This window comes from Shewanella sp. HN-41 (assembly GCF_000217915.1).
Taxonomy (GTDB): domain Bacteria; phylum Pseudomonadota; class Gammaproteobacteria; order Enterobacterales; family Shewanellaceae; genus Shewanella.
This window is the reverse complement of sequence record NZ_AFOZ01000025.1, coordinates 37259-50042: the sequence shown is the minus strand read 5'-3', so window position 1 is coordinate 50042 and position 12784 is coordinate 37259. Positions and strand designations below refer to the sequence as shown.

Genomic DNA, 12784 nt, shown 5'->3' with positions numbered 1-12784 from the left:
AACAAGTGCGAGCTCATTTCATTATTCGAAAATTATGAATAGTAAAAACACTTTCAGTGTCTTTTTCACATTAATGCAGTGGCGTACCTTTATTGCTATTGATTAAGTACGAGGTATTGATATGACCGATTACGTAAGAAATATTGTAAAGAATCAGAATGAAAATCTCTCTGCCATCCTAATTCGTGGCGCAACGATTCTTAGCATGGATGAGAACGTCGGTAACATCGAACGCGGAGATATTCTTATCCGTGGCTCAACTATTACCGCCGTGGGTCAGAACCTGGATGCACAGGGGGCCCATGTTATTGATGCCTCCAACATGATTGCCATGCCCGGGATGGTGGATTCTCATCGCCACGCATGGGAAGGGCAACTGCGCCGCATCAACCCCAATGCGACCTGCTTAGACGACTACAGCAACGCCACCCACTTCTCGTTCGCCAAATACTATCGTCCTGCCGATATCTATATCGGTAACCTGTTGACTGCACTAGGAGCGATAGATGCGGGCATCACCACAGTTATCGATAATTCCCATAATAGCCGCACCGCAGCGCACTCGGACGCCGCCGTCGAGGCGCTGCTGGATGCGGGTATTCGCGCCATTCATGCCTCCGGCGCACCGGTATCCGGCGAATGGGACAAGGCCCACTGGCCGGGTAACTGGCAGCGCCTGCAGGAAAAGTATTTCAACAACAATCCTGACAGCCTTGTGTCTCTTGCGGTCATGGCCCAACTGGAGCCTGAGCTGTGGGCCGAGGCCCGCAGGTTGGGCCTGCCGATCGTCACCGAATTCTTTGGCTCTCTGATGGCATCTGAACTGGAGTCGCTGCATCGGCACGGCCTTCTCGGCCCGGACAATATTTTCAATCACTGCACGGCGCTGCCTGATGCAGGATGGAAGATCCTGCGGGAAGCGGGCGTGCGGGTAAACGTCTGCCCGCGCTCAGATGCGCACTACGGCATCGAAGACGGCATGTTTGCCATGCAGGCTGCGCACCGCCATGGCATCAACCCCGGCCTCAGCGTCGACAATGAAACCTCTTACAGCACTGACATGTTTATGGAAATGCGCGTGGCCTTTTACCTGCAGCGGGTGATGGGCATGCATCAGCAGCACAGCTGCGATTGTGCAGATTCCCTGACAACGCTTCCGGCGGCGCAGCTGCTCAAAGCGGCAACCGTCGATGGTGCTGCCTGCGCAGGGTTGCAGGACAAGATTGGCAGCCTGACACCTGGCAAACAGGCCGACCTGATCCTGATTAACGCCGGCGACATCAACCTCTACCCGTCCGGCAATGCCTTTGGCACTGTGGTGCATGCGACAGAGCGCAGCAACATCGATACCGTCATGATTGGCGGGCGCATCGTCAAGCAGGGCGGCAAGGTGCTGGGCGTGGACAGCACGCGTCTTCGCGCCGCCATCGATGAATCGCGAAAGCATCTGTTTGCCGCCGCCGGATATGGGCCTGACATGTTTGCTGACGCCTTCCTGCCGCTGGCGCAGGCACACTCACAGGAATGAAATCCATGAGCACGATATATTACCTGATCGCCTTTGCCGCAGGTCTCGGGATCACCCTGCAGACGACGCTGAACAGCCAGCTGGCACGAGGATTGGGCGGAGACTCGGTCACCGCCGCGCTGTTTTCCTTCGCGGCCGGGGCATTCAGCCTGGGGATTTACTCGCTGCTGCGCGGGGGATTATTCACCTCGCTTGCGGCTATTCCATCGCAACCGCTTTGGAGTCTGGCGGGCGGTCTGATCGGTGCCTGTGCGCTGTTCAGCTATGTCGTGCTCGCACCGAAGATCGGCTTTTCAGCCCTCCTCGGACTGGCGATTGTCGGGCAGTTACTCTCGTCACAAATGATCGACCATTTTGGTCTATTGGGTGCCATCAAGCGGCCAGTATCATTACTGAAGCTGGGTGGAACGTTTGTCATGCTGGCCGGACTCGTCATCATGCTGTTTGGTGACAAGTTATCTGAGCGCTTTCTGCACTGACAAAGCAGAATTCTGATCCCTTATCTTTACGGACGTCTGCCTTAGGGTGACGTCCTTAAGCATTTCTTAAAAGCGCAACGCGTACTTTCATCCCCCGGAGGATTAACATGTTTTCAATTGCAGCAGATGTCAGGAATACGCTGGGAGAGTGCCCCTTGTGGTGCGAAAAGACACGCAGGCTGTACTGGACGGACATTGAAGGCAGCGAACTGCTCGCCTTTGAGGAAGACAATGACGTCCTGATGCGCTGGTCTCTGCCTGAACGCCTCGGATCATTCGCACTCACCGAAAAGCTAGGGGTTCTGCTGATGGGGCTGGCATCCCGTCTCGGCTTCTATGATCTGAATACTCGCATTTTTACCGAAGTGGTGTCCTCTCCGGGAGCAGCCGGAACGCGAATAGGTGATGGCCGCTGCGATCGCTCAGGCAATTTTGTCTTTGGCACTATGGATGACGGCGACTCAGTACAAACCATCGGCCAATTTCACCGACTTAATGCCGAAACGTTGGAGGTTGAGACGCTGGCACTGCCCGAAGTGGCTATCCCTAATAGCATCTGTTTCAGCCCGGATGGCGGCACTATGTATTACTGCGACTCGATGCAAGGGCGTATTTGCTGCTGCGATTATCCTTCTTTGGGCAATCAACGCATTTTTGTCGCGCTTGAAGGAGAGGGTGCACCGGATGGATCTTGCATTGATGCCAAGGGCTACTTATGGAATGCTGAATGGGGTGGTAGTCGAATTGTGCGCTATAGTCCAACAGGAAAGACTGACTGCATTCTGTCTTCTGCTGCTACTCAGATGACCTGTCCAGTTATCGGGGGTTCTGGGTTAAATACTCTCTATTGTACTAGTGCACGCACAGGGCTTTCTGTGCCGACAGTCGATGACGGTGCACTGTTGAAAGCGACATCAGAAGTATTTGTTGGGTTAAAGGAAAGTCTTTTTGCATCAAAAACTTATTATAGTAGAGTATTAAAGACTTATACTAAGTAATAAAGCATCATACTAGAATGACGGTTAGCTAAAAGCTAACCGTCATTTCAATTTCTAAGATTCCCCGTTCCGTGTTTTTGCTCGTTAGCTTAAGCGAAAATTACCTCACTAGTTGCCCTACAAATTCTCATCTATTTACCCAATGTTTGGTCCTACCGTAAAGCGACTAACAATGTATGAATCCAAGCGTTAAAGTGATTGGATATGCTTATCTAGATGTTGAAGGTATCTAGCCATGTCTTTTTCAATCTGAGGATTCTTCTCTACGTCATTAGCGATGAAAGTAGGCAGGGCGCTTAAACCTAAAAATTGATTCGCTTTATGAAAATGTAGATAAACACCTTCTACACCAACACCATTAAAAAATTGCTCTGGTTCGTTAAATGCTTCTAGAGGCGCATTCCATGTGACAGACAACATGTATTTCTTACCTTGTAAAAGCCCCCCACTGCCATATTTTTTGGTCGTATCAGTACGTGAACGTCCATCACTTGCATAGAGAACACCGTGTCCAGCAGTAAATACTTCATCAATGTATTTTTTAATAGTCCAGGGTTCTCCCATCCACCAACCAGGCATCTGGAAAATGATTACATCGCTATTCGCAATTTTCTGTACTTCCTCGTCAATTGAATAGCCTTTATCGACTATGGTCATCGACACATCATGTCCTTGAGATGCCAGATGATCATATGCAAGAAATGCGAATTTATTATTTAATTCGCCTTTTGATAAAAGAAAGTTCTTTGCGCCATTAATGATTAATATATTACTCATATCGATACATCTTATTGATTATAAAATTAAAATTTATGTGGAGTTTCGGAATTCTCTGCCAGTACTTCAGCAACATGCCTTTAGATATGGCGTCATGCTTCATTCCCCAAACAAGTTCCACATTCCGATAGGAAAATATGCGATAACGTACGGTTAAGGCACTGTTATTCAATTGATTTACCAATTGTCCTTGCGATCCTCTCCGCTACATCATTGCTGCGGAAAGCCTGCACCGATCATGATCAGTGCTTGACTAAGTGTTGACTCAGTTACGGCTAAGCCAAGTAGGTGATACAGCCGCCCATTGGCTCCAAATAACGAGCATTTTCTGTGAGCCCACATCTATAGACTTGAAACCAATATGGGCAACACGCTCACACTATATTTTTGATGGGTTCCTTATCCCCAACATAGAAAACTGGAATACGCAAAGTTTGGACAATGAACTAAAGCCTGCGCGAGAACAGTACTCAATGCCTTTACGACATGCGCGTCAGAAACAGTTTGTTATCTTTTAGCCGCAGAACAACTTTGACCAATAGTTAATCCCCTTTCGCCAGGTGCTAGCGGATTACTAATGCAGATGACTATTTGGCTCTCCAGATAACCTACGGCCTCAAGGCAGAGAGCGGTCTAAGTAACTAGAAGCTAAGATGGTTGTCGAAGAATATTCAGCTACTTCTTTAGCGCAAACTGCTGTTGTTCCTGCATAAATTGTTCAAGTTTTTTGGCTTTGTTTGAGACTCGAGATACAACCCGAACACAATCCCCTCTGGTGGTAAGTTGCTTTACCAGAGCTGCGTCCATAACACCAGCACCGACAAGGCTGATATGTATTGGTAATGTATTGATATTAAACTGTATTTTGTTTGAAATACGACTGGCTTTCTTCAATCATCTATTACGCGGTCCATTCTATTGGTATTGAAAATGTAGATAAATAAGTTATCTTGAGACAAATTGTTTATAAATTCGAGACTATGGACGTTCTACAGGCAATGAAAACTTTTACCGCAGTCGTGGAAGCAGGAAGCTTTGTAGGGGCTATGGACTCTGTTGGACTGTCAAAACCAGCAGTATCACGTCATATAGCCGAGCTTGAACAGCATTTAGGTTCTCGCTTGATCCAGCGCACGACCCGCAGACTTTCTCTAACTCGAGAAGGCCAATCATATTATCAACGCTGTAAGGAAATTTTATCAGCTGTGAGCGAAGCTGAGGCAGAGGTAGGATCTAGCGCTATCGAGGTACAAGGTGAGCTTCGGATTGGCGCACCGCAGACCTTTGGAGCAATGCATCTCGCTGCGTTATGGGGGCGTTTTGCCTCTCTGCATCCTCAAGTGACACTCGACGTGGAATTGTCAGATCGGATTGTTGATGTTGTGGAAGAGAGCTTTGACCTCGTAGTTCGTATTGCTCGTCTCCCTGATTCAAGCTTGATTAGTCGTTTGTTAGCAAAGACTAAAATGGTGCTGTGTTCATCCTCAGAATACTTGAGCAAGCGAGGTACACCGAAGATCCCAGAAGACTTAATGAAGCACGATATTATCTCCTACAGCTATTGGTCATCCGGCAATACTTGGGGTTTTCTTGGGCCTAATGGTGAGGTAACAGTGCATGTTAATTCACGTATTCGCGCTAATAGTGGTGATACGTGTCGTGCCGCAGCGCTTGCGCATCAGGGAATTGTGCTACTTCCTGACTTCTTAATATACGAAGACCTGCGTTCTGGGAAATTAGTAGAGCTAATGCCCGAGTATCGCACAACAGAATTAGGAATCTTTGCCATATACCCGACGCGCAAGCAGCTCCCTCTGAAAGTACGAAAACTTGTTGATTTTCTTGTAGATGAATTTCAAACACCACCATGGAACTGAAGATTCTGGTAGCAATACCATCAGGAGGAGAACCAGATAGCTACACGGTTAAAATTATCTGGGCCCGAACGGAAGATAGGGGGCTTTTAGGCGTCGGGTAACACTTCTCGAGTATGGGCTGTAGAAAAGGAATTTTCTATTGTGGTGTTTCGGTTGATATCCCTTGGCTTTGCTATCAGTTTCCTCCTCGCAGTATATTGTCTGCGAGGCTAATTCAGATCTGACACTTTCAGGCAGAGCATGAAGATCGCGAAGCCCTCACAGGGATTACATCACATCGAAGGCTTGCCTTGCGGCAGGATGCAAGGCGAATTCATGATTGTGCTGGTACTGCAGTATTTAGTGAGCCATCAGAATTCCCTTTCTTGTGAGTGCCAACTCCTCTTACCCCCAAGCGATGGTCGATAATTGAACAGTATAAAGGTCGATTTTCGTGACCGTGACCACCAAGTAGTCGTTAATTGTTATTAATGAATAGCCTTATATTAATGCAATTAACTGCAATAAAATCAATAGACTATATTTTTTAAAAATAATAAACGGACTATAATTCATATCTGCACGGCTTGCCACGCTGGGGGGCGCGGGTTCGAGTCCCATCCCTTAACAGCCTAGTCCAGCATCTATATCTCTCGTTCATGGGCTATCGTTACCACCAACCGAAATACAAAAGCCTCATTAGTTAACTGTCATCCCTCTATAAGCGAGATTTCTGTTCTGGTAATAACGCCGATGCCTATGGTTTATTGTCATGCTATTGCCCTATATTGGGTTACTCACGGTAGAACTTGTTTTACAGTGCATCGACTTTTGCTGCTATTGTTATCGGCAGTTAACATGTTGAGTTAATGGATATCTGATCTTTTCACCTAAAGGATGTTATATGGTAGAACAAATCACTGGAATGTTAGCACTTATTGGGGTGTTATCTCTGTTCTGTCAATGGGTCGGTTGGAAGCTAAGACTACCTGCCATTTTACCTCTGCTGCTCTGTGGACTGACGCTTGGACCTGGGCTTGGGGTTCTCAATCCCGATGCGATATTTGGCAATTTACTCTTTCCCATTATTTCCCTCGGGGTTGCGGTGATTTTGTTTGAGGGCGCCTTGACCCTCAATTTTAAAGAAATCAAAGATCATGGTCGCATGGTGACCCACCTCGTGACCATTGGCACCCTAATCACTTGGGCCTGTATCAGTGTCGCCACCTTTTATTTACTCGAATTTAGTTTGGACATCTCCTTATTGTTTGGTGCATTAGTGGTTGTGACTGGCCCAACTGTGATAGTACCCATGCTGCGAAGTGTGCGGCCTAAGTCGCAACTTGCCAGTATTTTGCGCTGGGAGGGAATAGTGATTGATCCCATAGGCGCATTGCTCGCGGTATTAGTGTTTGAATATATTACGGTATCTGGTGACCCCACCACCCATGTGCTTTATGCTCTAGGCTCTATGCTATCACTTGGCCTAGGGCTGGGCGCGGTATCCGGTTATCTTATAGGTCAAGTATTGCGCCATAACCTTTTACCCCATTATTTGCGTAACACTGCGGTTTTAACTCTGATGCTCGGGATTTTTGTTGGCTCAAATCTCTTGCAGGAAGAGTCGGGATTGCTGACGGTAACTGTCATGGGCATTTGGCTCGCCAATATGCGAGGGGTGGATATTGCTGAAATTCTTGAATTTAAAGAGACACTAACCGTCCTTTTAATTTCTGCCCTGTTTATCTTATTGGCCGCTAGGCTCGACTCCAATGCCATGATGGATTTAGGCTGGGGAGGCGTTGGGGTGTTGGTTGTGACTATGTTAATCGCAAGACCACTGAGTATTTGGGTGTCTGGCATTGGGACATCACTGTCAAGGGCCGATAAGTGGTTTTTATGTTGGATTGCACCGCGGGGGATAGTTGCGGCGGCGGTGTCGTCATTATTCGCGATTAAGTTAGAAGCCAATAGTGTGCAGGGCGCCGATGCGATTGTGCCTCTAGTATTTCTAATTATCATCGGCACTGTGGTTATTCAAAGTTTAACCGCGGGTCGTTGGGCTAAATACCTTGGCGTGAAATCGGGTTCGGCCCAAGGTCTACTCATCTTTGGTGCATCAAAATTTTGCCGTGAACTGGCGAAAATTTTACGTGCTAAGGATGTTAAGGTGCTCCTTGCCGATAATAACTGGGACAATATTCGCCTCGCACGCATGGATAATATTCCGGTGTATTTTGGTAATCCAGCCTCGGAACACGCTGAAACTTATATGGATTTGACCGGGATTGGCCGGGTACTGATCATGTCGCCCTATAAGCAATTAAACCCCTTGGTGACCTTTTATTTTCAAGATGTTATAGGTTCAAAGAAGGTTTTTGGCCTTAACAATGCCGAGCAAGGCAGCGCGCGTCATCAATTGTCTGAGTCCTACAAACAGCGTTTATGCCTCTTTGGTGAGGCGGTTTCCTACGCCAAAATTGCCAGCCAAATGGCGAAAGGGGCACAACTTAAAGTCACTAGCTTAACCGAAAATTTTACCTTCGAGCATTTCCGTAAGCGTTATGGTGAAACGGCTATGCCATTGGTTTATTTAACAAAGGAAGGTAAGGTCGTCATAGTGTCAGCTAATGATACTGTGTTCCCCAATGGCATTGAGCTGATTAGCCTGTTGCCGATTGAAGCCTTAGAAGAAGCCAAAGTGCAGCAAGCAATTGCAGAGCGAGAAGCACAGGAAGCCCAAGAGAAAGCGGTAGCAGAAGCGGCTTTAGCGAAGGCAAAAGCGGAAGAGGATACTGAGCAATTAAGGCTTAAAAAAACAGATGCTAACACTATAATAAATGACGAAATAGACAAGGAGGTGGTAGATAGCGTGATAAAGAGTTAGCTTGAGCATGTAATAGGGTATCACTGCCATGTTTTATCTTGTTAATACGATAAACTCACTCTCATATTCGCAAGTTAAACTGGAGAATACCGATGTTGAAATATTCCACACTCATGTACTTGAGTCTTATGTTCGGACAGGTGCATGCTGCTGATCAATGGCTACTGACAACGGATCTCTGGGGTAATCCTGTATATGGCACACTGACTTTAGAGCGTAACGGTGACAATCTCAGTGGTGATATAGATGGTGACAAGCTGAGTGGACATCGTCAAGGCGAAAGCCTCACATTTGAAAGCATAGATGTGGATGGCGCAGTCTATAACTATAAGGGCAAGATGCAAGACAATACCATCGAAGGTATTGCCGATTTTCCCGATACCAATAATCCGAGTGTTCGGGTGAAACATGCCTTCTCGGCTCGGAAAATAGCCATGCGTCCAGAAGGACAACCGCGGCGTTATGAATTCGTGCCGTCGAACTATTCCAATCTATTTGATCCTCATCGTACACCCGTCCTTACGATTTGGCCCGGTGATACAGTACAAACAAAAACGATTGACTCGGGTGGGGTCGATGAGCACGGTGAGACTAAGGCTCTGTTTGGGAATCCGCAAACTGGCCCTTTCTTCATTGCCACCGCAGCACCAGGGGATACGCTTGTTATACGGATAAATCGCCTTAGGTTGAATCGAGATTATGCTGATAGTTTGGATGCGATTGTAGGACGAGCATTGGGGGCACGTTTTGCAACTCAAGTGGATGAACTTGGAAAGCCTGTGCGCTGGAAATTGGACAGAGAGCGCGGGATGGCGAGTTTGGAAACGCCTACTGAACATTTAAAAGACTACAGGGTTAAAGTCCGACCTATGCTAGGCGGGCTCGCTGTTGCACCTGGTTTTGGCTCTGCGCCCGTATCTACGGGTGATACCGGACGTTTTGGCGGAAACATGGACTTTAACGAAATTATTGAAGGCAATATTGTTTATTTACCCGTGCAACAACCCGGCGCTTTACTCTATCTTGGCGATGCGCATGCGCTACAAGGGGATGGTGAAACCTCGCAGTATGCACTGGAAACCTCTATGGATGTTGAATTCACGGTTGATGTGATCAAGGCTAAATCGGTAGCGATGCCGCGTGTTGAGTCACCGGATCAGATCATGGTCCTAGGTCAGGCGGGATCATTAGATGAGGCATTACGTTCGGCGACGACGGGGCTTATTCAGTGGTTGCAACAAGATTATGGGTTGACGCTGCCAGAATGTGCAATTCTCCTAGGCAGTGCTGCCCATTATTCTATTCCGAATCTCGCGGGGCGCAGTGTTGGTGTTGCCTTGAAGCTGGATAAATCACTTCTTACTATGCCTCGTTTGCAGTAAGTATCGATACGATATGCAGTGTATTTAATCTTGTACGTTTTCAAGCGCAACGGCACATGCCATTACCTTGTTATTTTAGCTCCGCCATACTTGCAGGCATTTGTCGGGTAAAGGATAAGCTAGGTTAATGCTGGAGAGCTTCAGTCATGTGGTGGTAAAGCTTTCTCTGATTGAACTCGTCTCATCTTGAACAGCTGATCTGAAGCCGATAGATTTATTATAAAAAGGAGGCTAATTAGCCTCCTTTTTGGATTTTATCTTGCCGAACAGATTAAGCTGCGCGTTCCTGTGAAGCGGTAGAAACCACTTCTGGACGCAGTTCGGCTGGGTCAAAGTCATCCACATTGATTGACTTCATACGGCCAATTTCTGCTCTTTCAAGTAAGTGCACTTCGGCATCACTCAATACCCCTAGTGCTTTACCCTCAGCGGCGACTTTATCTAACCACATAAATGGCAGACGTTTACCACTGGCTTTGCATACCTTATCGAATAAAGGCTCTGAGGCGAGGATATCTTTAAGAGTTTGCTCTTGAATACCCACAGCATTGTGCTCAGAGTTGGTCCAGAACTGGCCCTTGCCTAAACGGTCACGGCTTTCACAAGGCGTTTGCATGATCTTCGCGACTTTATGATCTAACACATCACTTGGGCGTTTCAGTGGACGACCGAATGGGAACATCACAGCGCGTAATACACCGCCAAGGCCCATAGGGAAGTTATCCAACAAATCGTCTAAAGAAGCTTGTAGCTTGTACAATGCATCTTCAACCGCCCATTGTACTAATGGCAGATCGTCAGTTTGACGGCCTTCATCTTGGTAACGTTTTAAGGTTGCAGAAGCGAGGTACAACTGGCTCAACAGGTCACCTAAACGCGCTGAAATACGTTCTTTACGTTTAAGGTTTCCCCCCAAAGTTGCCATGGCTAAGTCAGATAGCAGGGCAAGGTTGGCACTGAAACGGTTCATATGTTGATAATAACGCTTGGTTTTATCTGAGTAAGGCGCGTTAGAGAAACGGCTTGATGTCAGACCCAACCAGAAGCTACGAACGAAGTTACTGGTGGCAAAACCAATGTGACCGAAGATCGCCGCATCGAAGTTCGCTAAACCTTGGCCTGACTCAGTATCAAACGCTGACTCCATTTCGGCTAACACGTAAGGATGGCAACGGATCGCGCCTTGACCATAGATGATCATCGAACGAGTCAGGATATTTGCGCCTTCTACGGTAATCGCGATTGGCGCAGCTTGGTAGCCACGGCCTAAGTAGTTGTTAGGGCCTAAACACACACCTTTACCACCGTGAATATCCATGGCATCGATAACGCATTTCTGCATCCGATCGGTCAGGTGATATTTCACGATAGCCGAGATAACCGAGGGTTTTTCACCTAAGTCGATACCTGTGGTAGTTAATGACGTCACCGCATCCATCAGGTAGGCGTTACCACCGATGCGTGCCATTGGTTCTTCAATCCCTTCTAACTTACCAATTGGTAGTTTGAATTGGCGACGAATACGCGCATAGGCACCCGTTGCTAGAGCGGCGGTTTTCACTCCACCGGCAGAGTTCGATGGCAGCGTGATACCACGGCCAACAGACAAACATTCCACCAGCATACGCCAACCTTGGCCGGCCATTTTCGGGCCACCGATGATAAAGCTTAAGGGCACGAATACGTCTTTACCGCGGGTAGGACCGTTTTGGAACATGCAGTTCAGCGGGAAGTGACGACGACCCGTTTCAACGCCTTCGACGTCAGTTGGGATCAGCGCGCAGGTAATGCCGAGTTCTTCTTTATCGCCAAGTAGACGTTCTGGATCGCGCAGTTTAAAGGCTAAGCCCAATACTGTCGCAACCGGAGCGAGGGTGATATAACGTTTGTTCCAGGTTAACTTCATCCCCAGAACTTCTTCACCTTCCCATTGGCCTTTACACACGATACCAAAGTCAGGGATAGAACCCGCGTCACTACCAGCCTCTGGGCTAGTTAAAGCGAAACACGGAACTTCTAACCCTTTGGCTAAGCGGGGTAAATAATGGTTTTGTTGCTCTGGCGTGCCGTAATGTTGCAGCAACTCACCAGGGCCTAAAGAGTTAGGGACACCTACAGTCGAAGCTAATTCGCTGCTTAAACCAGCCAGTTTTTGCAACACGCGGGATTGGGCGTAGGCTGAATATTCTAAACCGCCGTATTTTTTCTTGATGATCATGGCGAAGAAGCCGTGATCTTTCAGGTATTGCCATACTTCAGCAGGTAAATCAGCCAGTTGGTGTGATACTTGGTGTTGGTTCACCATACGGCACACTTCTTCGACTGGGCCATCGAGGAAGGCTTGCTCGTCTGCACTTAAACGCGCAACGGGGTAGTTATGGAGTTTTTTCCAGTTAGGATTACCCGCAAACAGATCCGCTTCCCACCAAGTGGTGCCGGCTTCAATCGCTTCTTTTTCGGTAGAAGACATTTCCGGCATGATGCCACGGTATATCTTCATCAGTGGGCGACTGATAACATTTTGTCTAAATGCACTGATGTTCAGTGGCAGCGCGATCACGAGGAAAATGATCCAAGAGATAGGGCCGACAACATCGAGTGTCCATCCTGCTGTCATCACAACAGCGGCTGCAATAGTGGCAGTGAGCAAGGATACCCGAAGGTAAGCTAGGGCTCCTAGCACTAAGATCATGGCGATGATCCAAAGTAGGGTAGTCACTGTAATTCTCCTTAAGTATGACCGAGTGCCAATCACAGGTCATAGCGAGTTTTATTGATAGCGATCACAATTATAGTTTGTGGTCAGACCTGTGTCGCATAAAAGTTAAACCTAAGGCAATTTTAATACAAGCATTTTTCAAACAATTGTTTAAATTT

At 47.4% G+C, this 12784-nt stretch carries 9 protein-coding genes; 6 read left to right on the top strand and 3 right to left on the bottom strand.

The window, feature by feature from the left end:
* Window positions 1–121 precede the first annotated feature (121 nt).
* From SOHN41_RS09925 to SOHN41_RS09915, 3 genes are all read left to right on the top strand, one after another.
* Window positions 122–1528 (top strand): amidohydrolase family protein, encoded by a 1407-nt coding sequence (locus SOHN41_RS09925; protein WP_037458710.1) that lies wholly within the window; start codon window positions 122–124, stop codon window positions 1526–1528.
* A gap of 5 nt (window positions 1529–1533) precedes the next feature.
* Window positions 1534–2007, top strand: a complete 474-nt coding sequence (locus SOHN41_RS09920) for a DMT family transporter (RefSeq protein WP_007648397.1) — start codon at window positions 1534–1536, stop codon at window positions 2005–2007.
* Between the two features lie 107 nt (window positions 2008–2114).
* Window positions 2115–3005 carry an SMP-30/gluconolactonase/LRE family protein gene (locus tag SOHN41_RS09915; RefSeq protein WP_007648396.1) on the top strand — a complete coding sequence of 297 codons (891 nt, stop codon included), beginning with the start codon at window positions 2115–2117 and terminating at the stop codon, window positions 3003–3005.
* Window positions 3006–3194: 189 nt separating this feature from the next.
* Here the strand turns inward: SOHN41_RS09915 and SOHN41_RS09910 are convergent, their stop codons facing one another.
* Both SOHN41_RS09910 and SOHN41_RS09905 read right to left on the bottom strand, forming a co-directional pair.
* Entirely contained in the window at window positions 3195–3782 is a 588-nt protein-coding gene (locus SOHN41_RS09910) for an NAD(P)H-dependent oxidoreductase (RefSeq protein ID WP_037458707.1), read from the bottom strand.
* A 675-nt stretch (window positions 3783–4457) separates the two neighbouring features.
* Window positions 4458–4676, bottom strand: a complete 219-nt coding sequence (locus SOHN41_RS09905) for a hypothetical protein (RefSeq protein ID WP_037458705.1) — start codon at window positions 4674–4676, stop codon at window positions 4458–4460.
* 104 nt (window positions 4677–4780) lie between these two features.
* Here SOHN41_RS09905 and SOHN41_RS09900 point away from each other — a divergent pair, with 104 nt between their 5' ends.
* From SOHN41_RS09900 to SOHN41_RS09890, 3 genes are all read left to right on the top strand, one after another.
* The gene (locus tag SOHN41_RS09900; RefSeq protein ID WP_007648392.1) at window positions 4781–5659 is read left to right on the top strand and encodes a LysR family transcriptional regulator; all 879 of its coding nucleotides are present in this window, start codon (window positions 4781–4783) and stop codon (window positions 5657–5659) included.
* 883 nt (window positions 5660–6542) lie between these two features.
* Window positions 6543–8525, top strand: coding sequence for a cation:proton antiporter (locus SOHN41_RS09895; RefSeq protein ID WP_007648388.1), 1983 nt, complete (start codon window positions 6543–6545; stop codon window positions 8523–8525).
* A gap of 92 nt (window positions 8526–8617) precedes the next feature.
* The gene (locus SOHN41_RS09890; RefSeq protein WP_037458702.1) at window positions 8618–9907 is read left to right on the top strand and encodes an acetamidase/formamidase family protein; all 1290 of its coding nucleotides are present in this window, start codon (window positions 8618–8620) and stop codon (window positions 9905–9907) included.
* 271 nt (window positions 9908–10178) lie between these two features.
* On the opposite strand, the gene fadE is transcribed toward SOHN41_RS09890, so the two are convergent.
* Window positions 10179–12626 carry an acyl-CoA dehydrogenase FadE gene (fadE, locus tag SOHN41_RS09885; protein ID WP_007648384.1) on the bottom strand — a complete coding sequence of 816 codons (2448 nt, stop codon included), beginning with the start codon at window positions 12624–12626 and terminating at the stop codon, window positions 10179–10181.
* Between the last annotated feature and the right edge of the window lie 158 nt (window positions 12627–12784).

Coding starts and splice junctions, on each gene's coding strand:
- SOHN41_RS09925 (WP_037458710.1), top strand. CDS start 122: ATGACCGATTACGTAAGAAATATTGTAAAGAATCAGAATGAAAATCTC.
- SOHN41_RS09920 (WP_007648397.1), top strand. CDS start 1,534: ATGAGCACGATATATTACCTGATCGCCTTTGCCGCAGGTCTCGGGATC.
- SOHN41_RS09915 (WP_007648396.1), top strand. CDS start 2,115: ATGTTTTCAATTGCAGCAGATGTCAGGAATACGCTGGGAGAGTGCCCC.
- SOHN41_RS09910 (WP_037458707.1), bottom strand. CDS start 3,782: ATGAGTAATATATTAATCATTAATGGCGCAAAGAACTTTCTTTTATCA.
- SOHN41_RS09900 (WP_007648392.1), top strand. CDS start 4,781: ATGAAAACTTTTACCGCAGTCGTGGAAGCAGGAAGCTTTGTAGGGGCT.
- SOHN41_RS09895 (WP_007648388.1), top strand. CDS start 6,543: ATGGTAGAACAAATCACTGGAATGTTAGCACTTATTGGGGTGTTATCT.
- SOHN41_RS09890 (WP_037458702.1), top strand. CDS start 8,618: ATGTTGAAATATTCCACACTCATGTACTTGAGTCTTATGTTCGGACAG.